General features: G+C 60.8%; 24 protein-coding genes. 14 read left to right on the top strand and 10 right to left on the bottom strand.

Annotation, left to right across the window (positions count from 1 at the left end):
• Positions 1-11: 11 nt before the first annotated feature.
• The 5 genes from U8U01_RS10750 to typA form a co-directional block, all read right to left on the bottom strand.
• A complete protein-coding gene (locus U8U01_RS10750; RefSeq protein ID WP_322174066.1) occupies positions 12-896 on the bottom strand; it encodes a GNAT family N-acetyltransferase in 885 nt (294 codons plus the stop codon).
• On the bottom strand, positions 896-1411 hold the full coding sequence (locus U8U01_RS10745) for a CHAP domain-containing protein (RefSeq protein ID WP_322174064.1): 516 nt from the start codon (positions 1409-1411) through the stop codon (positions 896-898). The genes U8U01_RS10750 and U8U01_RS10745 overlap by 1 nt, the downstream gene beginning before the upstream one ends.
• A 51-nt stretch (positions 1412-1462) precedes the next feature.
• The gene (locus U8U01_RS10740; protein WP_322174062.1) at positions 1463-2362 is read right to left on the bottom strand and encodes a radical SAM protein; all 900 of its coding nucleotides are present in this window, start codon (positions 2360-2362) and stop codon (positions 1463-1465) included.
• Positions 2359-4041 (bottom strand): peptidoglycan editing factor PgeF, encoded by a 1683-nt coding sequence (gene pgeF / locus U8U01_RS10735; RefSeq protein ID WP_322174060.1) that lies wholly within the window; start codon positions 4039-4041, stop codon positions 2359-2361. The genes U8U01_RS10740 and pgeF overlap by 4 nt, the downstream gene beginning before the upstream one ends.
• A gap of 169 nt (positions 4042-4210) precedes the next feature.
• On the bottom strand, positions 4211-6043 hold the full coding sequence (gene typA, locus U8U01_RS10730; protein ID WP_322174058.1) for a translational GTPase TypA: 1833 nt from the start codon (positions 6041-6043) through the stop codon (positions 4211-4213).
• A 623-nt stretch (positions 6044-6666) separates the two neighbouring features.
• On the opposite strand from typA, the gene U8U01_RS10725 reads away from it, so the two are divergent.
• From U8U01_RS10725 to U8U01_RS10700, 6 genes are all read left to right on the top strand, one after another.
• Complete coding sequence (locus tag U8U01_RS10725; RefSeq protein WP_322174056.1) at positions 6667-7176, top strand: P-loop nucleotide/nucleoside kinase family protein; 510 nt, start codon at positions 6667-6669, stop codon at positions 7174-7176.
• Between the two features lie 62 nt (positions 7177-7238).
• A complete protein-coding gene (alaS, locus tag U8U01_RS10720) occupies positions 7239-9869 on the top strand; it encodes an alanine--tRNA ligase (protein ID WP_322174054.1) in 2631 nt (876 codons plus the stop codon).
• Positions 9866-10390: an AAA family ATPase gene (locus U8U01_RS10715; protein WP_322174053.1), complete on the top strand. Its 525-nt coding sequence runs from the start codon at positions 9866-9868 to the stop codon at positions 10388-10390. The genes alaS and U8U01_RS10715 overlap by 4 nt, the downstream gene beginning before the upstream one ends.
• Before the next feature lie 47 nt (positions 10391-10437).
• Positions 10438-10794 (top strand): histidine triad nucleotide-binding protein, encoded by a 357-nt coding sequence (locus U8U01_RS10710; RefSeq protein WP_322174052.1) that lies wholly within the window; start codon positions 10438-10440, stop codon positions 10792-10794.
• Positions 10795-10987: 193 nt separating this feature from the next.
• Entirely contained in the window at positions 10988-11524 is a 537-nt protein-coding gene (locus U8U01_RS10705; protein ID WP_322174050.1) for a phosphoribosyltransferase family protein, read from the top strand.
• Entirely contained in the window at positions 11524-13749 is a 2226-nt protein-coding gene (locus U8U01_RS10700) for a ComEC/Rec2 family competence protein (protein ID WP_322174048.1), read from the top strand. The genes U8U01_RS10705 and U8U01_RS10700 overlap by 1 nt, the downstream gene beginning before the upstream one ends.
• Positions 13750-13821: 72 nt before the next feature.
• Here the strand turns inward: U8U01_RS10700 and U8U01_RS10695 are convergent, their stop codons facing one another.
• On the bottom strand, positions 13822-15105 hold the full coding sequence (locus U8U01_RS10695; RefSeq protein WP_322174046.1) for a carboxylesterase/lipase family protein: 1284 nt from the start codon (positions 15103-15105) through the stop codon (positions 13822-13824).
• 126 nt (positions 15106-15231) lie between these two features.
• Positions 15232-16683, bottom strand: coding sequence for a DUF2238 domain-containing protein (locus tag U8U01_RS17460; protein ID WP_367575616.1), 1452 nt, complete (start codon positions 16681-16683; stop codon positions 15232-15234).
• Between the two features lie 374 nt (positions 16684-17057).
• Here U8U01_RS17460 and U8U01_RS10680 point away from each other — a divergent pair, with 374 nt between their 5' ends.
• The 8 genes from U8U01_RS10680 (at position 17058) to U8U01_RS10645 (ending at position 21558) form a co-directional block, all read left to right on the top strand.
• A complete protein-coding gene (locus tag U8U01_RS10680) occupies positions 17058-17336 on the top strand; it encodes an ACT domain-containing protein (RefSeq protein WP_322174044.1) in 279 nt (92 codons plus the stop codon).
• A gap of 9 nt (positions 17337-17345) precedes the next feature.
• Positions 17346-17477: a hypothetical protein gene (locus U8U01_RS10675; RefSeq protein ID WP_322174042.1), complete on the top strand. Its 132-nt coding sequence runs from the start codon at positions 17346-17348 to the stop codon at positions 17475-17477.
• 18 nt (positions 17478-17495) lie between these two features.
• Positions 17496-18878 carry a PFL family protein gene (locus U8U01_RS10670; RefSeq protein WP_322174040.1) on the top strand — a complete coding sequence of 461 codons (1383 nt, stop codon included), beginning with the start codon at positions 17496-17498 and terminating at the stop codon, positions 18876-18878.
• A 290-nt stretch (positions 18879-19168) separates the two neighbouring features.
• Positions 19169-20041 (top strand): DegV family protein, encoded by an 873-nt coding sequence (locus U8U01_RS10665; protein WP_322174039.1) that lies wholly within the window; start codon positions 19169-19171, stop codon positions 20039-20041.
• Between the two features lie 4 nt (positions 20042-20045).
• Positions 20046-20705 carry a YczE/YyaS/YitT family protein gene (locus tag U8U01_RS10660; protein ID WP_322174038.1) on the top strand — a complete coding sequence of 220 codons (660 nt, stop codon included), beginning with the start codon at positions 20046-20048 and terminating at the stop codon, positions 20703-20705.
• Positions 20706-20917: 212 nt separating this feature from the next.
• On the top strand, positions 20918-21106 hold the full coding sequence (locus U8U01_RS10655; RefSeq protein WP_322174036.1) for a hypothetical protein: 189 nt from the start codon (positions 20918-20920) through the stop codon (positions 21104-21106).
• A gap of 110 nt (positions 21107-21216) precedes the next feature.
• A complete protein-coding gene (locus U8U01_RS10650) occupies positions 21217-21339 on the top strand; it encodes a hypothetical protein (protein ID WP_322174034.1) in 123 nt (40 codons plus the stop codon).
• A 33-nt stretch (positions 21340-21372) separates the two neighbouring features.
• Positions 21373-21558 carry a hypothetical protein gene (locus tag U8U01_RS10645; RefSeq protein WP_322174032.1) on the top strand — a complete coding sequence of 62 codons (186 nt, stop codon included), beginning with the start codon at positions 21373-21375 and terminating at the stop codon, positions 21556-21558.
• A gap of 107 nt (positions 21559-21665) precedes the next feature.
• Here the strand turns inward: U8U01_RS10645 and U8U01_RS10640 are convergent, their stop codons facing one another.
• The 3 genes from U8U01_RS10640 to ymfI all read right to left on the bottom strand — a co-directional run bounded on the left by U8U01_RS10640 (position 21666) and on the right by ymfI (position 24919).
• The gene (locus tag U8U01_RS10640) at positions 21666-23363 is read right to left on the bottom strand and encodes a phospho-sugar mutase (protein WP_322174031.1); all 1698 of its coding nucleotides are present in this window, start codon (positions 23361-23363) and stop codon (positions 21666-21668) included.
• A gap of 336 nt (positions 23364-23699) precedes the next feature.
• Positions 23700-24182 (bottom strand): GNAT family N-acetyltransferase, encoded by a 483-nt coding sequence (locus tag U8U01_RS10635; RefSeq protein ID WP_322174029.1) that lies wholly within the window; start codon positions 24180-24182, stop codon positions 23700-23702.
• Positions 24179-24919, bottom strand: coding sequence for an elongation factor P 5-aminopentanone reductase (gene ymfI, locus U8U01_RS10630; protein WP_322174028.1), 741 nt, complete (start codon positions 24917-24919; stop codon positions 24179-24181). The genes U8U01_RS10635 and ymfI overlap by 4 nt, the downstream gene beginning before the upstream one ends.
• Between the last annotated feature and the right edge of the window lie 9 nt (positions 24920-24928).

Genomic DNA, 24928 nt, shown 5'->3' with positions numbered 1-24928 from the left:
GGGAGGAGCTTTCACTCCATCCACATATCCATTGCCTGGCCGGCGCTTTCGCCGGGGGCCGCGGTAAAGCCGAACTGCTCGTAAAAACCGGACGTCCCGCCGCTTGCCCGCAGGTGCACCTTGAACCGCCAGCCCGGCCGCAGCCGTAAGCGCAAAAACAGCATACAGCGCTCTACCATACTGGTGCCTATACCCAGCCCCTGATAGGCCGGCAGCACCATCACATTGGTAAGGTGGGCCTCGTAGCCGCCGTCCCACAGCAGCCGGGCGCTGCCTACCGCCTTTTCGCCGTCATAGCAGCCCACCACACAGGCCGAACCCGCCAGCCCGGCCCCCGCCTGCTCCGGCGGGATAGGGCTCCAGCCCACCGCGGCCCGCAGGCGGCAGTAGTCCTCGGTACTGATGGCGTTGCGGTATTGCAGGCCCTGGGTGCCCATCACGATGAAACCATCGCCGGATACCTGGTGGGTCACGCGGCGGATGGGGGAAAAGCCGCAGCTTTCGTAGACCTTTCTGGCACGCAGGTTAAAGTCCGCCACGGTCAGCCGCAGGGAGGGCGCCCCCAGCTTTTCCCGGGCAAACCGCATACCGGCCAGCAAGAACGCCTTCCCCAGCCCCAGGCCGCACAGCTCTGGGTGCAGGCCCAGGCCCATGTCCATGGGGCCGTCCGGGTACGGGCTTTCCTCTACCGTGGGGACCCTGGCCCCGGCGCCAAACTGGTAGAACCCCACCAGATCCCCGGCCAGGTTCTGTACAGCATATGTGCTGCCGTCCAGCAACTCATCCAGGGGATCTTCTTCACCCCAATTATACACATGGTAGGGGGCGGGATAGCGCCAGCCGGCGATCTCTTCGGCCAACGCCGGGGTCATGGGCAGAATCGCCTGTCCGTCCATTACGCGTCACCTCCGTACACGAAGTTGTCCGGCAGGCTGATGTAGCCCCGGATATGCCCGTCTTTGGGCCGTTCCACCACCCCGGACATATTGCCCAGGTTCCCCTCGGCTGTCAGCAGGGTATCTCCCCGGTCCTCCAATACAATGCCCATGTGGTCATGGGGCTTATCCTCAAACACCTTGTCGAAGATGACAATGTCCCCGGACTGGGACAAGCAGGTATTGGACCGCCAGCCTATGCGGTTATCGGCCTTTGCCCATTCCTCCCAGGCGCCGCAGCCTGCCAGGTTGCAGGAAACGCACTCTTTGGGCCGCACCGGGATGCCGTACCCTGCCGTGGCACAGCAATAGTAGACAAAGGCCGCACACCAGAGGCCCTCGGCCTCTTCCGGTTTCCACCGGGGAAAAGGGCTAATGATGGGCTCCAGGTTGGGCTTGAGCCCCATCACCCGCCCATGCCAGGCCCTCTGGGCCTCCCGGCGGGCTACCTCTGCCAGTTCGTTACGAGTTGCCATTCCAGCACCCTCCTCTTTCTCAGGTTTTTTACGCGGTTTCGGCGGGCCCGCTTACAGCCCCGCCCCTTCCTTAAAATCAGGGATATACTCTGCCCCCCTAGCATTCCGGGACTGGACGAACCCGTCCAGCCCCAGGGAGAAAAGGGCCTCCTGTACTTTTTCCAGTTCCCGGCGGGTAATGGGCCGGGAGAGTTCTGGGTACCCCGGCACGCCGCCCGGCTGCTTGGCCAGGCCCCAGGGGGTGTACTGGGCCATCAGGCTCACCGGCACGCCGGGGAACGTACGGGCTATGCATTCCAGTGCGGCGATAGAGTTTTTTGTGTGGCCGGGCAGGATCAGGTGGCGTATCAGCACCCCCCGCACCAGCAGGCCCCGGCTGTCATACACCGGCGGGCCCACCTGGCGCACCATTTCTTTTATGGCGGCTAGGGCCGTCCCCGGATAATCCCCTGCCCCGGAGAGGGCCCCGGCCAGGCCGCTTTCGGCGTATTTGTAGTCGGGCAGGTACACATCCACCAGCCCTTCCAGGCTGCGCAGGGTTTCTACCCGCTCATAGCCGGCAGTGTTATAGACCACCGGCACCGGCAGCTTTTCCAGCAACAGCGCCTGCCGGATACCCGGCACAAAGTGGGTTGGCGTTACCAGGTTGATGTTATGGGCGCCTTCGCCGGCCAGCCGGGAAAAGATGCGGCTGAGCCCCGCCGGGGTGACGGCCCGGCCGGGCTGCCCCCCTGTGCTGATCTCATAATTCTGGCAGTACACACAGCCCAGGGGGCAGCCGGTAAAAAACACCGCCCCCGATCCCCTTTCCCCGCTGACAGGCGGCTCCTCCCAGTGGTGCAGGGCCGCCCGGGCTACCCGGATCTCCCGGCCGCTATGGCAGCGGCCCAGGGCGGTTTCCCGGTCTGCCCCGCACAGGCGGGGGCATAGCCGGCAGGCAAAGGCGCTCACGGTTTCAGGGCCAGCAGGGCACAGTTGCTGCCCCGGCGGCCCCTGGTTTTGCGGTGGGAGAACAGCAGGGTGCTGTTCTCCATTGTGCACACACCGCCCAGGGTGATATGCCCCGCCGGCACCCCTGCCCGCAGCAGGGACTGGCGGCAGCACTCCCACAGGTCCACATGGTACTTGCCGTGCGCCGGGCCGGTGACAAAACCGGCCGCGCCCTCCAGGGACAGGAACTCTTGGGCTACGGGCTCGTCTACCTCAAAGCAGCCCGGACAGATGGAGGGCCCTACCGCCGCCAGGATGTCCGCCGGGCGGCAGCCAAACTCTGTTACCATCCGGCGGGCCATTACCCCGGGCATATCCAGTACCGCGCCCCGCCACCCCGCGTGGGCCAGGCCAATGGCCCGGCGGACCGGGTCATAAAAGTACACGGGCACGCAATCGGCGGCATAAACCGTCAACGTTACCCCGGGCACATCCGTACACAGGCCGTCGGCAGAGGCAATATCGTTCTCTTTCCAGATGCCCAGCCCCCGGTGGCTCCCGTCTACCCGGCGGATATCCGTTTTATGCACCTGGGCCCCGCACACCAGCGAGCCGGGCTCTACCCCCAGGGCGGCGCAGAGCCGCCGGTAGTTCTCACTGACGTTCTCCTCGCTGTCCCCCCGGCCAAAACCCAGGTTCATGGCGGCAAACTCCCCGCCGCTGACGCCTCCCAGCCGGGTGGAAAAGGCGTGGGAGATCCCTTCCATCCCCTTCCAGGCCGGGAACTGCAACAGGCCCACGCCGTCTTTTACTTCCAGCTCCATGTGGCCGACGGGCCCGGGCACAGCCGCCTGGGGTTCTTCGATTACGGGCACAGGATATGTCTTTTTATTCACAATGATCCCCTCGTATTTCTCTTTTATCATCACCCGGCCCACAAAGTCATAGCCGCAGCCCTGGCAGTGGAAAGCGGTTTGAAAGCCCCGGTTCCGGGGGAGCCAGGCGTTTTGGGGCACGCTGGCCCCGCCACAGTGGGGGCAATCGAAATGTAGGTATTCCGGTTTCATCCGCTCGTCGTCCATATCCCGCACATAACTGGTGCGGAAGGTCATCTTGCGGTAGAATTCCTCATCACAGGTTTCAATAAAGGGGTGGATGGCCTCCGGGTCATAAATGCGTTGCAAGATACGCAGGGCCAGGATGCTGTCATCCAGGGCCCGGTGCTGCTCCAGGTCGGAGAGGTCCAGTTCCAGCAGGGCGGCTACCTTTTCCAGCCCGGCCTGCTCGGCCGTGCCCAGGCCCAGGTATTCTTCGGCGTAGCGCTGCAAATCGCAGTACCGGGTAAGGAAGGGGACCCGCATATCGCCGCTGAAGTACCGGCAGTTCTCTATCAGCGTCAGGATATCCGCCGAACCCCAGGTCATCAGCACCCGGCCCCCCAGCCAGCGGCGGAACCGCTGGGCTGCCTGCATGAAGGCCACGCCCGCCGTAAGGTCTTGGTCCGTGATGCTGGTCAAATCCAGCACCACGGCGTTCAGGTGCTTGGACACCTGGGGGCGCACCAGGCAGGTAAACTGCCCCGCAGGTTGCAGCCTGCCGTCGCACCGCACCGCGCCAAACTCAATGATCTCGTTGATGTACCCCTTCCGTTTCCGGCTGTAGGCCGAGTTCCATTCCAGGTCTAATATGGCGATCTCCATAGGCATCGCCTCCTTTATTTTGTGATTGCAGGCACCGCCTGTAGCCCCGACATAGGCACAGGGGCCCTTCCGCTTTCGGTTAAGGGAAAATAAGCTTTTCTCTTTTTTTGACGGGCGGGGCAACGGGAGGCAGGCCAAATGCCGCTTACGCGGCCGGCGCCCCCCATCCTCAGCCGTTGTTCTTTTTCCGGCTTTGCTGTTTCATCCGCTGCTCGTGGGAGAGCACGGCTTTGCGCATCCGCACGCTTTTGGGCGTGACCTCCACATACTCGTCATTGCTGATAAACTCCAGGCACTGCTCCAGGCTGAGTACGGAGTGGGGGGTAAGTTTCAGGGCCTCGTCCGCGCCGGAGGAGCGGGTGTTGGTGGCGTGCTTTTTCTTGCACACATTTACCACGATGTCCTCGCTTTTGGGGTTGGAGCCCACGATCATCCCCTCATACACCTCTACGCCGGGCCCAATGAACATCCGGCCCCTATCCTGGGCATAGAACAGCCCGTAGGCCGTTGCCGTCCCGGTTTCAAAGGCGACCAGCGAGCCCTGCTGGCGCTGGGCGATGTCCCCCTTATAGGGCTCGTACCCCTCGAACACATGGTTCATGATGCCGTTGCCGTTGGTATCGGTCAGGAACTCCGAGCGGTAGCCCATCAGCCCCCGGGCGGGGATCTTAAACTCCAAATGGGTCATGCCGCCGTCGCGGGTGCCCATGTTCAGCAGTTCCGCCTTGCGGGAACCGATCTTCTCCATGACGGCCCCCACGTAGCTGTCCGGGGTTTCGATCATCAAAAGTTCCATCGGCTCCAGGCGTTCCCCGCCCTTTTCCTTAAAAATCACCGTGGGGGGCGACACCTGGAACTCATACCCCTGGCGGCGCATCTGCTCAATGAGGATGGACAGGTGCAGTTCCCCCCGGCCGGAAACCTTAAAGGTATCCATGCTGTCCGTTTCCTCCACCCGCATGGCCACGTTGGTTTCCACCTCTTTGAAGAGCCTGTCCCGCAGGTTGCGGGAGGTGACGAATTTGCCCTCCCGGCCGGCAAAGGGGGAGTCGTTCACCTTGAACATCATGGAAACCGTCGGCTCGTCGATCTTCACAAAGGGCAGGGGCTCCACGCAGTCGGGGGCGCAGGCGGTTTGGCCGATGTTCAAGTCGGCGATACCGGAAACCGCGATGATATCCCCTACCCCGGCGCTCTCGGATTCCACCCGTTTTAGGCCCTCGAACTGGTAAAGCTTTGTCACCTTGCTCAGTTTATGGCCCTCTTCGCCGCCCCCGCAGATGACTACCTGCTGGCCGGCCTTTATCACACCCCGCTCTACCCGGCCAATACCGATGCGGCCCACGTATTCGTCATAGTCAATGTTGGAAAAACGCACCTGGGTGGGGGCTTCCATGTCCCCCTGGGGGGCGGGCACCTCCTGTAGGATCATCTCAAACAGCGGGGCCATGTCCGTGCCGGGCTGCCCCGGATCCAGGGTGGCGTAGCCCTCCCGTGCGGAACAGTAAGCTACCGGGAACTCCAACTGGTCGTCGTTGGCGCCCAGTTCTATAAACAGGTCCAGCACCTCGTCCACCACCTCGGCCGGGCGGGCGCCGGGGCGGTCGATCTTGTTGAGCACCACCAGGGGCTTTTTACCCAGGGCCAGGGCCTTTTTCAGCACAAAACGGGTTTGGGGCATACAGCCCTCAAAAGCGTCCACCAGCAGGATAACGGCGTCCACCATCATCAGCACCCGTTCCACCTCGCCGCCAAAATCCGCATGGCCGGGGGTATCTACAATGTTTATCTTCGTGTCCTGGTATTTCACGGCGGTATTTTTGGAGAGGATGGTGATGCCCCTCTCCCGCTCCAGGTCGCCGGAGTCCATGACCCGCTCAGCCACTGCCTCATTGGCGCGGAAAATGCCGCTTTGCCGTAGCAGTTGGTCTACCAGCGTGGTCTTGCCGTGGTCAACGTGGGCGATAATGGCCACATTGCGCAAATCGTTCCTTGTCCCCATTCTTTGATCCAATCCTTTCCTTTTGGGCCTATGGTGGCTTTTCTTCTAAAATGGCGCCGCCTCAGGATAACCTTTTATCGTCTAATTTGCAATTATAGCATGAAACGCCGGATTTGAAAAGGGGAAACTTGTAAAAGTAACGCCCAAAACCGCTGCCGGACAGGCCGGGGCGCGCAGTATGTGGAACGTTTTTATGTATCTCCTACCCGTACACACGCTATGGCCCCCAGGGAGGGGCAATTCCGCGGGCCGAAAGGGCTTGACAAACCTGCCCAAAGGCGTTATACTGAAAAAAACATATCCAGAATAGAGTGCATTGCGCGGAGAAGACGCTTTTTGTGCCGTTTACAGAGAGATGGCGGTTGGTGCAAGCCATTACCGGCAGGAAAGCGGGCCGCTCCCTTTGGCGGGCAAGCCCGTGCGCACCTGCCGCGAGGAGCGGCGGCGTACCAGGCGTTAACGGGACAAGCAGGCGTCCCTGTGGCTGTAGGCCGGGTTGGCGCAATTTGGGTGGTACCGCGGGCTTGCCCGTCCCATAGGGACAGGCGGGCTTTTTTTGTTTTCCCCGCCGGTTTTGTGGCCTGCCATGGACGTGGAGTATTTGAAAAAGGAGGGCAAAGCTTATGGTCCTGCTGCTTGCCGGGAGCACCCATACGGGTAAAACCGCCCTGGCCCAGCGGCTGCTGGAAAAGTACAGGTACCCGTACCTGTCCATCGACCACCTGAAGATGGGGCTGATCCGTAGCGGGCAGACGCCCCTGACCCCGGAGGACGACCCCCAGCTTACGGAATACCTGTGGCCTATTTTGCGGGAAATTTCCAAAACCGCCATAGAAAACCGCCAGAACCTGGTGATAGAGGGCTGCTATATCCCCTTTACCTGGCAGGAAGGGCTGGAGGAGCCGTATCTGCGGGAGATGCGCTATGTGTGCCTGGCCATGACCCGGCGGTACATCGAAAACCACCTGGAGGATATCTACCGGCACGCGTCGGTGATAGAGGAACGGCTGGAGGACCAGTTGGACAAGGCCGCGCTGATTGCGGAGAACGAGGAAAACCTGCGGCAGTGCCGGGCCAGGGGGATGGAGTATATTTTGATTGACGAAGGCTACCGGGTGGATTTGGACCTGTGATCCGGCCGCCGGGGACGGGCCTTTCGCAAAACCTAAACGGAAAATTAAAGGAGAGGATCCATATGCAGTGGACAGGACTGAACGAACTGAGAGAAAAATACCTGGCTTTTTTTGAGAGCAAGGGCCACCTACGGCTGCCCAGCTTTTCCCTGATCCCCCAGGGGGATAAAAGCCTGCTGCTCATCGGCGCGGGCATGGCCCCCATGAAAAAGTACTTTACCGGGGAGGAGGAGCCCCCCCGCCACCGGGTGACTACCTGCCAGAAGTGCATCCGCACCCCGGACATTGACAGCGTGGGCATTACCGACCGCCACGGCACCTTTTTTGAGATGCTGGGCAATTTCAGCTTTAACGACTACTTTAAGCGGGAGGCCATCTCCTGGGCCTGGGAGTTCTTTACCAAGGTGCTGGAGATCCCGGCGGAAAAGCTGTATGTCACTGTGTTTGAGAGCGACGACGACGCCTGGGACATCTGGACCAAAGAGATAGGCGTGCCGGAAAGCCACATGAAACGTCTGGGCCGGGAGGACAACTTTTGGGAGCACGGCAGCGGCCCCTGCGGCCCCAGTTCGGAAATCTTCTTTGACCGGGGCCCTGAACACGGCTGCGGCAAACCTGGCTGCGGTGTGGGCTGCGACTGCGACCGGTACGTGGAGGTATGGAACCTGGTATTTACCCAGTTCAACAGCGACGGAGAGGGTAATTATACGCCCCTGGGCCGGGAGAACATTGACACCGGCATGGGCATAGAGCGCCTGGCCTGCGTGATGCAGGGGGTGGACAACCTCTTTTTGGTGGACACGGTGCAGAACATCATGAAGAAGATCAGCGAAATTACCGGTGTGGCGTACGGCGAAAACCCAAAAACCGACATCTCCCTGCGCATTATCACCGACCATATGCGCTCCATTGTGTTCATGATCGGCGACGGGGTGACGCCCTCTAACGAAGGCCGGGGCTATGTACTGCGCCGCCTGCTCCGGCGCGCCGCCCGCCACGGCCGCCTGCTAGGGATAAACAGTGCCTTTTTGAAGGACGTTGTGGACACCGTGATTGCGGAAAACGGCGCTGCCTACCCGGAACTTAAGGAAAAGCAGGCTACCATCAAACAGGTGGTGGCCTATGAAGAGGATAGCTTTGAGCGCACCATTGATAAGGGTATGGCCATGCTCAACGAGTTCATTGACAAGGCGGACAGCAAGGTGTTCTCCGGCGAGAGCGCCTTTACCCTGAACGATACCTTTGGGTTCCCGCTGGACCTGACCAAGGAGATCTTGGCCGAGCGGGGGATGCTGGTGGACGAGGAGCGCTTTATGGAACTGATGCGCCAGCAGAAGGAGCGGGCCCGCTCTGCCCGTAAGGACGCCGGGGCCGACGCCTGGAAGGGCGAGGGCGGGGCTGTAAGCGGCCTGCCCGCCACGGAGTTCCTGGGATATACCGCCTTTGCCTGCCAGGCAAAGGTGCTGGCAATCATCCGGGACGGCCAGCGGGTGGATGCCGCGGAGGCCGGGGAGGATGTTTCCATCGTGCTGGACCGCACGCCTTTCTATGGTGAGAGCGGCGGCCAGGCCGGGGACAGCGGCCAACTGCGGGCCGAGGGCGTTGCGGTTGACGTGATCGACACCACCCGGCATGAGGGTATCTTCCTGCACCGGGCCCAGGTAAGCGTGGGCACCCTTTGCACCGGCGGCACGGTTGACGCGGAGATAAACATTGCCCAGCGCCTGGACACGATGCGCAACCACACGGCCGCCCACCTTTTGCAGGCTGCCCTGCGCAAGGTACTGGGCAACCATGTGGAACAGGCAGGCCAACTGGTAAACGGGCAGCATGTGCGCTTTGACTTTACCCACTTTGCCGCCCTTACCGCGGAAGAACTGGCCCAGGTAGAGGGCATGGTGAACCTGGAGATTTTAAAGGCTTTGCCTGTAGACGTGCGGGAAATGCCCATTGACGAGGCCCGGAAACTGGGGGCTATGGCCCTGTTTGGCGAGAAGTACGGGGACGTGGTGCGGGTCGTTTCTGTGGGGGACGGGTTCTCCATGGAATTATGCGGCGGCACCCACATGGACAACACTGCCCGGCTGGGGCTGTTTAAGATCGTTTCCGAGTCCTCTGTGGCTTCGGGGGTGCGGCGCATTGAGGGCGTGACCGGCAAACGTGTGCTGGTGGAACTGGGCCGCCAGATAGACGCCTTGCAGGAAACCGCCAAGGCCCTGAAGGTGACGAATACGTTAGAACTGCCTGCCAGGGCCAAGCAACTGGCGGCTGAGCTGAAGGAGAAGGACCGGCAGATTGAGAGCCTGCACACCAAGGTGGCCTCTGCCAAGCTGGAGGGCGTGTTCCAGAACGCCGCGGAGGTGGACGGCGTGAAGGTGGTGTACGCCCTGCTTTCCGGTACTGGAAGCGACGCGCTACGGGCCCTGTGCGACAAGGTCAAGGAGCGCCCGGAGCCTGTTGTGGCGGTGTTTGCCGGTATCAGCGACGGCAAGGCCAGCCTGGCCGCGGCCTGCAACAAGCCCGCCCAGGAAAAGGGATTAAAGGCCGGCATACTGGTGAAAGCCGTGGCCCAGCTTACCGGCGGTAACGGCGGCGGCCGGCCGGACTTCGCTATGGCCGGCGCCAAAGACCAGACCAAACTGGACGAGGCTTTGGCGGCGGTGCCGGGGCTGGTAAAAGAGCAGCTTGGATGAGCGGGAAACGGGTCGTCTTTGTGAACGGGCCCATGGGCGTGGGTAAGACTACCGTAGGCAGGCTGCTGCAAAAGGCCCTTTCCCCGGCGGCGTTTATTGACGGGGACTGGTGCCTGGATTTGGAGCCCTTTGTGGGGGACAGCGAAACCCGGTCGATGGCAGCGGGGAACATCCTGCACCTGTTGGCGGGGTATAACCAGTGCACCCACTGCCGGCAGATGGTGGTGTCCTGGCTGATGGACCGGCCGGAGATCTGCCGGGCCCTGGAGCGCGGGGCCCGGTCCGCGGGCCTGGAAACCGCCTGGTTTACCCTGCTTTGCACCGGGCCGGGGCTGAAACGCCGCTGGCTGGGCGATAGCCTTTGCCCGTGGCGCACAGAGGAGAATTTAAAAATCAGCCTTTGCTCTCTGGAAACTTTCGGCAGCTTGCCCGGTATCCAAATAGATACAGCGGATAAAACGCCGGAACAGGTACGGGACCGCATCCTGGCCCTGCTGGATGGGGCGCAGGCAAGCATATAGCGGCGGGAGAAATGCTTGATTGGGCAAATATAAAGGAGTGTGCAACCATGCCAGACTGTATCTTTTGTAAAATAGCGGCAGGGGAAATCCCCTCCACCAAAGTCTATGAGGACGGGTCTGTCCTTGCTTTCCGGGATCTTGACCCCCAGGCCCCTACCCATGTGCTGATCATCCCCAAAACGCACATCGGGAGCGCCGCAGAGATTACCCAGGAAAACAGCAGCCTGGTGGCGCATATCTTTGAGGTGGCGGCCAAGCTGGCCGCTGACCTGGGCCTTACCAACGGGTTCCGCATCGTCAACAACTGCGGGGCTGACGGGATGCAGAGCGTTCAGCACCTACACTTCCACCTGCTGGGCGGGAAACAGATGGGCTGGCCCCCCTTCCCCCCGGAGCGCCCGTGACCGGGCCCTACCCGGTGGAGATTCCGGGCGCGGCGGCGGAGAAGGGGGCGTATCAGAAAGCCCCCGGCTACTTTGGGCGGCATGGGTGGCATAGAATAAAAAGCACGTGCCGGCCCCGCACCTGTTCGAAAGCGTGGTTCCGGCCGGGGCCCTGCTTGGGGCATGGCCCCGGCCCATGAAAGGAGAAATCAACATGAGCGTGTACAAGATCAACATAGCGGGCTGTGAGCGGGAATTGCCCATCTGCCCCATTAACGAGCACATGGACATTGCCGGCTTTGTGATGTTTGGCGACGTGGAGGTGACGGAGGCAGTGGCAAAAGCCCTGTTGGACAAATGCCCGGCCCACGACATCATTGTCACCGCGGAGAGCAAGGGCATCCCCTTGGCCTATGAGATGGCCCGCACCGGCTGCCGGAACTATGTGGTTGCCCGCAAGGGGATTAAGGCATATATGGAGGACCCCATCCACGTGGAGGTCAAGTCCATTACCACCGACCATGTGCAAAAGCTGTACCTCTCCAAGGCAGACTGCGAAAACCTTAGGGGCAAGCGGATTTTGGTGGTGGACGACGTGATTTCCACCGGCGAGTCCCTGGCCGCCATTGAGGAGTTGCTGCACACCATTGGTGGGCAGGTGGTGGGCAAGGCCTGCGTGCTGGCTGAAGGCGACGCCAAGGACCGGGAGGATATTATCTTCCTGGAGCCCCTGCCGCTTTTCTTTAAGTAATGGCCCTACGCCGCCCCCTTTGCGTAGCAGGCTTTTCTGCCTTTGCGGGGACGCTGTTGGCTGCCCAAGCAGGCCCCGGCCTTTCACAGCAACTGGCTGTGGCGGCCGGGGCCTGTGGGTCGTTGGCGCTGCTGGCCGCGCTTTTCCGGCGCATTACCTGCCAGAAGGGCCCGCTGTGGGCGCTGGCCGCAAAGGCCATACCCCCTGTGGCGATGGCCAGCCTTACCCTTTCGCTGGCCTTGGCCCTTTATGTGGCCGGCTGGTATGCGCAGGTTGAGCCTTTCCAGGCCCTTGACGGCGTAAAAGCTGTGGTACAGGTGCAACTGACTGACTACCCGGAGGAGCGCTACCACCGTTTCTATTACCCGGGCCGGGTCATATGGGTGGAGGGCTACCAGGTAGAGCCCTTCCACATCCGGCTTTCCTGTAGCGAGCCATTGGCCTGCCGCCCCTATGACGTTGCCGAAACCCAAGTGGTATTTTACCGCTTTTCCGCCGGCGGGCTGTTCTCCCAGGAGAACGCCCAACTGGCCGACGGCCATGTGCTGGGGGCCTATCTGGCTGATTTTGACCCGCCCTGCGCCCCCTATATTATCTGGCCACCTGGGCGTATTCTGGCGGAGATACGGCAGGCTGTCAGCCGGGGCATTGCCCGCTACCTGCCAGGGGACGAGGCCGGCCTGGTACAAGCCAGCCTGCTGGGCCAGCGCGCCGGGCTTTCCGACGCCTGCTACGATGATTTTGTCCAGACTGGCAGCGCGCACCTGATGGCGGTTTCCGGCTTACATATGACGGCCCTGGCGCTGCTGACCGGGCTCATGGTCAACAAGCTGCCCCTGGGCCGGTGGGGCCGTGCCCTGGCGAACATGGCCGCGCTGCTGGCCTATCTCTGCATCATTGGGTTCCCTTTGTCCGCCTTCCGAAGCTGCGCTATGTTCTTTTTCCTTTTGCTGGGCCAAGCCCTGGGCCGCAAGGCAGACAGCCTGAACTCCCTGGGCGGTGGGGTGCTGGCCATTTGCCTTGCCCGCCCCTTTTCCGGCGGCGATGTAGGGTTTTGCCTATCCGTTACCGCCACAGCGGGCATCATCACCCTGTACGGCCCTTTATCCGCCCTTTTCACCCGGCTGCTCCGGCCTTTGCCGGCCGGGTTGCGGCGGCCGGCCTGTGGGGCCCTGGCCCTGTCCATGGCGGCGTCTGCTTTTTCGTTGCCTATCCAGGTGGCGGTATTTGGGGGCATTTCCCTTTTGAACCCCCTTGCCACCCTTTTGCTAACCCCGGTGGTTACCGCCATGCTTTACGTTTCCCTTCCCCTGGCCGCGCTGGCGCCCTTCCCCCTCACCCAGTCTTTGGCAAGGCCCTTTGCCTTTTGTGCCGGGTGGCTGGCCCGGCTGGCTATGGGCATGGCGGACAAGCTGGCTTCCATTCCCGGCGGCTATTTCTCCTTTCGCCATAGCATTTGGCCCATTACGCTGGGCGTCTGCCTTTTATGCCTGCTTGTGCTGCTTTTGTACCGTGTCAAATACAAAGTCATGCTGGCCACAGCCCTTACGCTCCTGCTTTTGGCAGGCATAGGGGCCAGTTCTACACTGGCCCTCTCCCGCGAAACCATCACCCTGGCTGTTACCGGCGAAGGCAGTTCCCTCTGCGTCCTGGTTTTGCAGGACGGCCGCGCGGCTGCTTTGTCCCTGGGCGGGTTTAACAGCGGCGTTGCCCGGCGGGTGCTACGGGATCACAACATCGCCACCCTGCACACGGCCTTTTTGCCCCAGCAGGACCTTTACGCACGGGAGATGGCCGTTTCCCTGCTGGGCTCTGTCCCAGTAGAAACGCTTTTGCTGCCCCAGGGGGCTTACGCGGGCAAAGACCTGCAAAAGCCCGGCGTCCCCATCCGGTATGTGGCGTCCGGCCAGCGGTGGCAAGCCCTGCCTACCCTGCCGGCACATTTTCTGGCGGATACGGGCCAGGTGCTGTTCCGGGCCAACGGCCTGTGGGTGGCGGTTGAAACCTCTGCCGCCGGTACCGGCGCATATGACCTGCGCATTACCGGGCAAAAAGACTTGCAACTGCCGGCGGGGCTTACCGTCCTGTTGGACCCGGACCAGGCCGGTTGGGAGGAGATTTTCCGGGACGCCCGCCCGGGCAGCTATCTTCCCGTGGACGGGCAGGAGGTCCTTTACCTATACATCCATCCGGACGGTTCCCTCTCCTTTGAGAAGGGAGATTGACCGCAAAACAGGAGGGCGCCGGCTTGATTGGCCGCCGGCGCCCTCCTGTTTTTTGATTGGGTCAAGTGCCTGTTATTGCCACACTTTTGTTTCGCGATGCGCCGGGGTAAAGGCCGGCCACTGGGGCAGGCCCTCCCCGTTGGGGTCTAAGTTTTTGGCAAAGTTGGCCCAGTAGCCGGAAAGTTCCCTGGCCAATTCCCGGTCATGTTCCTCCCAAGGCCGCCAGCAGCGGTCCTGGGTTTCAAACACATACCATAGTTCCCCGGAATGGAAGGCCCCTGCGTCATCTCCGGGCAGCTTGCGGTCAAACAAATAGTGGTAGCCAGGCGCCCGGCCCAGTTTCAGTAGGTTTTCGCACCACCGGGCCCCGGCTTCCTGTAGGGTGGTCTGCCCGCCAATATCGTCCCCCAACGAGCCGATCATGTACACAATGTCATGGATGGCCCCGCTCTCGGCCAACTGGTCTACGTCCCCTTGCAGCATCCAGCCGTCCACATGGGGCGTCCACCCCAACTGCTGGCCGCCGGTGGCGTAGGCGCCCTCCCGCAGTTGACCCGCCGGTACTTGGCGCAGGGCCTCTATGGTATCTATATGCAGGTAGTCCATCAGCTTTTTCCCCTGCTCCCATGCCTGCTCTTTGGAGGGCGTTTTATGCAGCGCCCTTATACCCCCGCCGCTTTGCAGGATAGCCGCCCGCATCATGCCTTGGGAAAGGGGGGAGGACACGATGGTTTGCACGCTCATGCAGCCTGCCGACTGGCCGAAAATCGTGATCTTTTCCGGGTCGCCGCCAAAACTGCCGATGTTCTCCCGCACCCAGCCTAGGGCAAAGATCTGGTCCAGGATGCCGTAATTGCCGGAAACGCCCTGCTCGTTTTCCTCCTCCAGCTCCGGGTGGGCAAAAAAGCCGAAAGCATTGACCCGGTAGTTGATGGTGACAAGGATGACGCCCTTGTGGGCAAATCCCTCGCCGTCAAACTCTTTCTCGCTGCCGGAGCCATGCATAAAGGCCCCGCCGTGGATCCAGAACAGTACCGGCAGGCCGCTGTCCGGCGTAGCGTCCCGCGGCGTCCAGATGTTCAGGTAAAGGCAGTCCTCCGAAAGGGGCGGCAGGGGTACGTCGTAAAACTCCTTTGCGTAAAAGCCCCCCGCGCCCAGATCGGCCTGCATACAACTGGGGCCGAATGTCTTGCAGGCACGCACCCCCTCCCAGGGGGCGTGGGCCTGGGGCCGGCGGAAACGCAGTTCGCCCACCGGGGGCGCGGCATAGGGGACGCCTTTAAAGATCGCGGTCTGCCCGTCCTGGGACAGGACGCCCTCTACGGCCCCCTGTTTGGTTTGCACAATGGTTTGCATGGTGGTTCCTCCTTTGGTTTTGGGCCGGCGTGGGCCCTGTTTTGCTTATCCCCAGGCGCTCCAAACTTAACGGGGTTGCCTGGGGTTCACCATCCTCCGAAAGAGGCGGCTTTAAGCTTTCCTGTTTTACGGTTCCTCTTCTGCTTGGGGTTCCTGTGTTTCCTCCACACAGTTCTCCACATACTCGGCGGTGATCTCCTTATAGCGCGCCGGCCGGTAATCTATGCCGTGGATGAAACCCAGCATCTCTGCCTTTGTCACCCACTGCACGCCCATGACCTCTTCCTTTTGCAGGGTGAGGGTGCTTTCGTCCAACTCCGCCCGGGCAAAGAAAAGGTCCGTGTGCATCCGGTTCTCCCAATCTACCCAGCGGTACAGTTTTACAAATTCCTCCGCTGGCAACTGTACGCCCAATTCCTCTTTGACTTCCCGCAGGGCGCACTCTATGGGCGTTTCGCCGGCCAGCACATGGCCCATGGCCACCTCCCACTGGCCGGGCCGGAACTTTTTGCCCGCCGCCCGTTTTTGCAGCAGGAACCGCCCCTTACCGTCATAAATAAACACATGGACGCCTAACGTAAAGCTGCTGCCCTTATCCCCGCCGCGCTCTATAGTCTGGCCGGTAAACTTGCCGTCCTTGGTGTACAGGTCTATTAACTCCGGGCCAGCCTGGGTTTCGGGGCCCTCCAGGGGGATAGGCTCCAGCAAACCGAGGCGTTCCTCCGATTTCCCCTTGTTTTCCGGCGCGGGCAACTCGTTTTCCTTTAGCCGGGGGATAAAGCGTGGGGCAAAGTTTCCCCGGCCCCGGCCCATAATGTAGATCATACCGATCAGGGAGAACACCACCGCGCCGATGAAGTTTACGAACAGGTCCTTCATGGTGTCGTGTATGCCGATGTCCAGGTACCCCGGCCATTCCTGGCCGTTGACCACCACGCTCTCAATGGGGATGCTTACCGGGGAATTTTTCCCCTCCGGGTTCAGGCTGACGGTGTTTACTACGCTGACCCAGGTATCCTTTTGCATATCCATATTAAAGAAGGTGTCCATGCCGTACTCAAAGAACTCCCACAGCACGCCGATGGTCATGGAAAAGCAGAAGGCGACCACCGCCACAAACACCGGCGACAGGCGTACCTTAAACCGCCGGGAGCGGTTGAGGATGTCCACCATGGCAATGCCGATGGCCGCCATGAGGAACCCGTTGATGGTGTGGAGCATGGTGTCCCAGAAAGGGAAGATCAGGTAGTATTCCTGGATCTCCCCCAGTATTTCCGCGGAAAAGATGAACAGCAAGATGAGAACCTCCAGGGTATTGGGCACGTCGATATGCAGCCGGCGTTCCACAAAGCTGGGGATCAGGAAAAGGGTCAAGGTAAGGGCGCAGAGGAATACATCGTAGTACTCCCGGTTAAACAACTGCAAAATCAACACGGCCACCACCAGCACCCGCAGTACGACGTAAACGGTAAACAGTACCGGGTGGGCCTTTACTTCTGCCCTGGCCTTTCGGATGTCCTCCGTACGGCGCTGGGCGCGTTCTTCTTTGGTCAGTTTCACTTTTTTCTTTTTAGGCATATATAAAGCCCTCCGTGGGGGAACATGGGGTATTGGCAGCGGGAGCAGCCTGTCCCCTCCTGGCTTTCCCCTACTATTGCCTGTGCACATGACGGTTTGGAGCACGATTGCTATCCCGCTGCCCCAAGGACAGGGGCGGTTACGCTCCTGCTGCCGGTTCCAGGGGTAATAGCCCTTCTGGCTGGTATTATACCACAAAAAGCCGGCATGGTCAAAAAATATCGCAGGGTTTTGCAGGCGGCAGGGCATACCGCCCGGTTTGGCCAGGCCCTGTGCCCTACAGCAGCAAGAGGCGGCCATTTTCCCTCTTGACAGCCGCGCCATTCTGCCCCATAATGGTAGTATCTTCAGGAAAGGGAAAGGAAGGAAAGTAAATGGAAACATCACAAAAAGCGGTTATAACCGTTATAGGCAAGGATATGGTTGGCATACTGGCCAAGGTTTCAGACATTTGCGCCCAAAGCGGCGTGAATGTGCTGGAAGTGACCCAGTCCATCTTGCAGGACCTGTTCGTCATGGTTATGCTGGTAGACATGGGCCACGCGGTGGACGTAGCGGCCCTTTCCGGACGGATGGACGCCCTGGGGCAGGAACTGGGGTTGAAAATCCATGTGATGCACGAGGATATCTTCAACTCTATGCACCGCATCTAAGCCGGCTTTATGAAACGCAGCAAGGCCCTGCCCAAAGGCTTGCCTGCAAACGCCCGGTTTGGCACCGCGGCTACCGGGCAGCGGCCTTGCCGGCAGAACTACAGGATAACGGCGGGCGCCGGGCCGGGCCGCGATGGATAGGCCCCGGCCCGCCGGAAAATGACCCAAAGGGGGAAGTCTGACTTGAATACCAACGAGATTCTGGAAACGATCAATATGATCGACAACGAAAACCTGGACGTGCGCACCATCACCATGGGCATTTCCCTGCTGGACTGCGCCGGCCCTGACCCCGATGCTGCCGCCAACCGGGTGTACGACAAGATTTGCCGCTACGCCCAGGACCTGGTGAAAACCGGGGAGGACATCAGCCGGCAGTACGGCATCCCCATTATCAACAAGCGCATCTCCGTAACGCCCATTGCCATGGTGGCCGGGGCCTGCCAGGCCGCCTCGCCCCTGCGCTTTGCCAAGGCCCTGGACCGGGCTGCCCATACGGTGGGGGTAAACTTTATCGGCGGGTACTCGGCTTTGGTGCAAAAGGGCTTTGGCCCCGGCGATTACGCCCTGATCGAGAGCATCCCCCAGGCCCTCAGTGAAACGGAACTGGTCTGCTCCTCCGTAAACATTGGCAGCACAAAGGCCGGCATCAACATGGACGCTGTCGGCAAAATGGGAAAGATTGTGCAAAAGGCCGCCCAGCTTACGGCGGACCGGGAGTGCATTGGCGCGGCCAAGCTGGTGGTGTTCTGCAACGCGCCGGAGGACAACCCCTTTATGGCCGGGGCCTTCCACGGGCCCGGCGAGCCCGACTGCGTGATCAACGTGGGTGTGTCCGGGCCGGGGGTGGTGCGGGCCGCCATTGAGAAGGACGGCGCGGGCCGCAGCCTGACGGAGATTGCCGAACTGATCAAGCGCACGGCTTTTAAAATCACCCGCATGGGCCAACTGGTGGCGCAGGAGGCCTCCCGCCGGCTGAGCGTGCCCTTTGGCATTGTGGACCTGTCTTTGGCCCCTACCCCGGCCATTGGCGACAGCGTGGCCTACATACTGGAGGGCATGGGCCTGGAGCAGTGCGGGGCCCACGGTACCACCGCTGCCCTGGCCCTGCTGAATGACGCCGTAAAGAAGGGCGGCGTTATGGCCTCCTCCAGCGTGGGCGGGCTCTCCGGGGCTTTTATCCCGGTGACGGAGGACGCCGGCATGATCGCCGCAGCCCGCAGCGGCTGCCTGACCCTCTCCAAGCTGGAGGCCATGACCGCCGTCTGCTCGGTGGGCCTGGATATGATCGTCATCCCCGGCGATACCACCCCCGAAGTCATCTCCGGCATCATCGCCGACGAGGCTGCCATTGGCATGGTCAACAGCAAAACCACCGCCGTGCGGGTCATCCCCGCCATTGGCAAGCAGGCCGGCGAGGAACTGGACTTTGGCGGCCTGTTGGGGCAGGGCCCGGTCATGCCCGTTAACACTGCCTCCCCCGCCGCTTTTATCCGCCGTGGTGGCAAAATCCCGGCCCCGCTGCAAAGCCTGAAGAATTAGACGGCCCAAGGGGCCAGCCCAAAGGGGCGCGGCCCCTTGGGAAACCCGTCGGCGCGCGCTGGGGGAGATGGCAGCCAGGGTTTCCGGCCCGCGAGGGGGTATGGCAATTTTCGGTGGGAAGGGCGCCGTTTTTTGTGTTGCTTTTTGTGGTTTTTGGGGCCGGTAAACCTGTACCGCCCCTTTTGAGGGGCAACGGCCCACATGGTTGGGACATATCCCTACGGTGAAACCGGCTACCGGGGGCGGCCTTTTATGGCTGCCCCATCAACTTAAACGAAGGAAGTAATCCCATGCAAAAAATCATCCTGAGTGCGGACAGCACCTGCGATTTGGGGGAAGAGCTGAAGGAGCGGTATCAGGTCAGCTACTATCCCTTCCACATTATTCTGGACGAAAAGGACTACCAGGACAATGTGGACATTACGGTAAAAGAAATTTTTGCGGCCTATTACGACCACAAGGCTTTGCCCCGTACGGCTGCCATCAATGTAAGCGAGTATGTAGACTACTTTTCGGCCTGGGTCCAGGAGGGCTTTGACGTAATCCACCTGAACCTGGGCGGGGCCATTTCCAGCGCCCACCAAAACTGCGTACTGGCCGCCCAGGAACTGGCAGCAGGCGGCGCGCCCGGCCGGGTGTACCCTATTGACAGCTTTAGCCTTTCCACAGGCATTGCCCTACAGGTGATTGACGCCGGGGAGATGATAAAGGCCGGCCTGCCCGCCGGGGAGATTGCCGGTAAATTAAAAGCCAACCGGCATAATATCCATGCCAGCTTTATTTTGGACACCCTGGACTTTATGCGGGCCGGCGGCCGGTGCTCTACCGTGGCGGCCGTAGGCGCCAACCTGTTGGGCCTTAAGCCCTGCATAGAGGTGGACCACTCTGACGGCAGTATGCACGTGGGCAAAAAGTACCGGGGGGCCCTGGGGAAAGCGCTAAAAAGCTATGTGAAAGATAAGCTGGCCCAATACCCCAACATCAAGCGGGACCACATTTTTATCACCTATTCCAGCATCAGCCCGGAACTGGAGGCGCTGGTGCGCCAGACCATCTGCGAAACCATGCCCTTTGGCGAGATACACGCCACCAAGGCCAGTTGCACCATTGCCAGCCACTGTGGGCCCAATACCTTGGGCATCCTATTTGAAACGGAGGGCTGAACCGATGGCATCCTTTTTTCTCCGCTTTGCCGGGCAGCACCTGCCCAGGCGGATTGCCGCCATGCTGTTGGCTGTTACGATGATGGGCGTGGGGGTAGGTTTTTTTATGCTGGCCGCTATGGGCAGCGACCCCTTTTCCACCCTGAACCTGGGGGTATCCGCCCGGCTGCACCTGAGCTTTGGCACCTGGCAGGCTATTTTCAACATCCTCCTGCTGGCCGTGGTGGTGCTGACCGACCGCTCTAAGCTGGGGCTGGGCACCCTGGGGAATATGTTTCTGGTCGGCTATGCCGCTGACATCACCAGCGCCCTGCTGCGCCAAGTGGTGGACGCCGCCTCCCTGGGCCTTCCCAGCCGGGTGGCCATGACCCTGCTGGGGGTTTCCATGCAGCTTATCGGGTGCGCCTTTTATGTGACCTGCGGCCTGGGCATGGCCCCCTATGACTGTGTCAGCTATATTGTGCCAGAGCGTACCCGCATACCCTTCCGGTGGTGGCGCATGGGACTGGACGTGGTATGCGTGGCCGTAGGCTTTGCTTGTGGGGCGGCCATTGGCATTGGCACCCTGCTGATGGCCTTTTGCACGGGCCCCGTTTTACCCCTGCTGAACCGCTATGTGGCGGGGCCCCTGCTGGGGGCGCAGGCGTACAGGAAGTCCCCTTGAACCTTGTGCACTTTGCATATTGACGCTTGGGGAACACCAGGGTATAATATAGATAGAAAGACGAAATTTTTGATAGAAAGAGGCGTTCTCCTATGGGCCAGTTCAGCAGCAGTGGGCGTTTATTCCGGGCCAGCCTGGGGCGTCCACAGGGATAAGGGCGGTTTCGGCACGGGTAAGGGCACACGGTTGCGGCAGGAGAGGAGGCAAATGGTATGGGTACCACCTTCTATTTTATGGTTGGATTGGCCATTTTGGTTGCCGGGTTGATCCTTGGCTTTGTGGTGCTGTGGTTGGTCTTTGGCCACAAAAGACGGGGCGAGGACAAGGCCATTGGCATTTTGGAACAGATGGCGTTTTTTAAGGGCGCCAACTCCATCAACAACGGGACGCGGATGCGGTAGGCGCCCCACAGCTACCGGGCAAGGGAGGCCCGTTTTATGAGTTTTTTTGGTCTTTTATCTGCGGCGCGCCGATTTTAACGGGCATTTTCGCCCTATGCCTATGCCTGGCGGTGTTTTGGCTGGCCTTTGGCCGCAAAAAGAAGGGCGAGAACAGGGCCATCGGCCTGTTGGAGTTTATGGCCCACTTTAAGGCCACCAGCATGATTGACAGTATGCAGCGGCGGATCCGCTAGGCGCGCAACCCTCAAAAAGAGGAGGCGGCAAGTATGTCCGGTCAGGTTTTCTACAATATCTTGTTCATTGCCGCGGTTGTGGCACTGGTTGTAGCCCTGTGGCGGATTATGTCCGGCCGCGGGCGGAAGGGCAGGCAGCCCGATGAAACCATGACGGTTGCAGGCAGGTTTCAGACCGGCCTGGCCCACCGTTTCAATACGCCGGAAATCAGGCGGTAAACTAAAAACAATGGCCCGCCGGGGAAACCCGGCGGGCTGTTTGAACCCCGCTACCCATGCAAAAAGGCCCTCCCCTAGGGGAGAGCCTTTCCTTCTACCGTTTTTTCTCAGATACCCAGCAGCGCCGGCACCTGGTCTTTCATCTTCTGGATGATCTCCTCTGCCTGGGCCTTTGTGTCACCCTTGCCGGAGAGGTAGATCTTGATTTTCGGCTCTGTGCCGGAGGGGCGGACGATCAGCTTGCAGCCGTTTTCCATCCGGTACTCCAGTACATTGGACTTAGGCAGGTCAATGGCCCCTTCCACGTCGCCATAGGAAAGGGAGGCCTGGTAATCGCTGCGGCCCACCACCTTGGACCCGGCGATCTCCGCGGGCGAGGCATTGCGCAGTTTCTCCATGATGCCGTTCATGGTTTTCATGCCGTCCTCGCCCTCAAAGGCAAAGTTGCACAGGTCGTTCTTGTAGTAGCCGAATGCCTCATACAGGGCGTTCATGGCGTCTACCAGGGTCATATTGTGCTGCTTATAGTAGGCGGCCATCTGGCAAATGAGCATACTGCCGTCTACCGCGTCCTTATCCCGCACATACCCGCCGGAGAGGTAGCCATAGCTCTCCTCGAACCCCAGCAGATAGCTGTCGGCATTGCCCTCTTTTTCCTCCAACTCCGCGATAATATCGCCGATATACTTAAAGCCCGTCAGGCAGCGGCGCAACTCCACACCGTACTCTTTGGCAATGGGGTCCACCATGTCGGTGCTGACAATGGTGGTGACGGCCACGGGGTGGGCGGGCAGGCGGCCCTGCTCCTTCTTCACCCCGGCGATAAAGTCCAGCAACAGAATGCCTACCTCGTTGCCGGTCATCAGCACATACTCCCCGTGCTGGTTTACCGCGATGCCCACCCGGTCGCAGTCCGGGTCCGTGGCCAGCAGCAGGTCGGGCTGCACCTTCTCGCACAGTTCCAGACCCTTCTGTAGGGCCTCCCGGATCTCCGGGTTGGGGTATGGGCAGGTGGGGAAGTTTCCGTCCGGCTCGCTCTGCTCCGGCACAATGGTCACGTCCTTTACGCCGATACGGTCCAAAATGCGGGTGACGCACATTTTGCCGCTGCCGTTAAGGGGGGTGTACACCACTTTCAGGGCGGAGGCGTCTACGTTCATGCTCTCGGCGTAGACGCTGTCCAGGAAAGCATCCACGGTGTCGTCGCCGATATAGGTGATCAGCCCCTTGTCCACACCCTCCTGGAAGTCCATCTTCTTGACGCCGGTGAAAATATCCAGGGCGTTGATCTCGTTCATGATGCCGTCGGCCATATCGGCCGTTACCTGGCAGCCGTCAGAACCATAGGCCTTATAGCCGTTGTACTTGGCGGGGTTATGGCTGGCGGTTACGCAAATGCCAGCGTCGCAGTGCAGGTGCCGCACGGCAAAGCTTAGGGCCGGGGTGGGCATCAACTGGGGGTACAGGTAGGCCTTGATGCCATTGGCTGCCAGCACCGCCGCTGACTGCTGGGCAAAGGCAACGCCCTTATTGCGGCTGTCATGGGCGATGGCCACGCTTTGGGGCTTGCCGTCCGCGTGTTTGAGCAGGTAGTTGGCCATGCCCTGGGTGGCCTTGCGCACGGTATAGACGTTCATACGGTTGGTGCCCGCGCCGATAACGCCCCGCAGGCCGCCGGTGCCGAACTCCAAATCCCGGTAAAAGCGGTCGTTGATCTCCTCGGCCTGGCCTTTGACGGCCTCCAACTCGGCGGCCAGGTCCTGGTCGTCCAGGTCCTGGGCCAGCCATCTTTCAAATTCTGTCATACTCCATCGTCCTTTCTCCCCCGGCGGGATGCTCTAATACAGCCGGATTATTTATAATAAGATTACCATTTTTTGTGCGAAAAGTCAACTCAAATTCTGTCACAGGGCGTATCCGCTCCCACTGTTTTTCTGTGTTCCCCCTGCGCTCCGGACTTCAGCGGGGGCACACGCCCTAGAGCCTGTTTTGAAACCGGAGAAATGCCGGATTTTTGTCCAAAAACGAGGGCTTTCAAGGAAAAAACTGCAAGAAAGGCTTGCCGCCTTTCGAGGATTTTTGACACAGAAAGCACCGTTTTTAGGCAAAATAGACGGCGTTTCGGAGTTTTAAAACAGACTCTAGGGCAGCGCCCTTTCCATATACCCGCAGGTAAAGGGGAATTTTTCTGTGCCGGTGTGTATAAAGCCGGCCGCCTCGTACCAGGCCCGCAGCCGCCGGTTTTCCTCTACAATGCCGATTTTCATAACAGTGGCGCCCAGCCCGGCGGCCCGGAAGAAGGCGTCCCGCAAGAGTATGCCCCCCAGCCCCTTGTGCCGGTAAGCGGGCAACACGCACAGGTTGTTCAACTCACACGCAGCCGGCTCCATGCGCAACGAGTAATACCCCGCCATGGCCCCCTCTACAAAGAGGGCGAACATGGGCCGCCGCTCCTGCTCCATCTGCCAGAGAAGGCGCTCCTCCGTAGTGGAAAAGGCCGTAAAGCGGGGCGCGTCCTCCTGGGTAAACCGCAACGCCTGGGCCACGGTGGCAAAACTCTCCCGGATGAGCCCCACCGCTGCCGGGATATCTTGCCGCGCCAGGGGCCGAATTTGCCTGTTCATAGGACAAATCCCCCGTTTACCCCCAGCACCTGCCCGGTGATAAAGGGGCTCTCGCTGAGGAATACGGCCGCCTGGGCCACGTCCTCCGGCGTACCGATCCGCATCAGGGGGGTTTCCTCTTGCAGGGCGGCCAAATCCGCGGCCGAAAGGTGGCCATTCATGGGGGTATCGATGACCCCTGGGGCGATACAGTTTACCCGCACGCCGGAGGGGCCCTCTTCCTGGGCCAAAGCCTTGGTCAGCCCGATAACCCCGGCTTTTGCCGCTGAGTAGGCGGCCTCGCAGGAGGCCCCCTGCTGCCCCCACATGGAGCTGATATTGAGGATACACCCGCTTTTTTGGCGGATCATCCCCGGCAGGGCCCGGCGGCAGCAGAGGAATACGCTGCCAAGGTCGCTGTCCATTACCTGCCGCCACTGGGCCAGGGACATATCGGTCAGCAGGCCCTGCCAGGCCACGCCGGCGTTGTTGACCAGCACCTCTACAGGGCCAAAATGGGCCTCTATTCCGGCAAAAAGCCGCTCTACTTCGGCCTCCTGGGTCAGGTCGGCGCAGAAGGCCGCGGCCTGGCCGCCTGCCTGGCGGATGCCCTCTACCACGGCCTGGGCGGGGGCGGGACGGGTGTGGTAGTGCACCGCCACCCGGTGGCCCCGGACCCCGAAAGCGCGGGCAATGGCCCCGCCAATGCCCCCGGAAGCCCCTGTTACCAGTACGGTATTACCCCGGTTAGTTGCCACTTTCAGCCT

Origin of the sequence: Acutalibacter caecimuris (genome assembly GCF_034335085.1) — a bacterium.
Lineage (GTDB): Bacteria > Bacillota > Clostridia > Oscillospirales > Acutalibacteraceae > Acutalibacter > Acutalibacter caecimuris.
The sequence above is the reverse complement of the archived record's forward strand: the minus strand, read 5'-3'. Positions and strand labels throughout refer to the sequence as shown.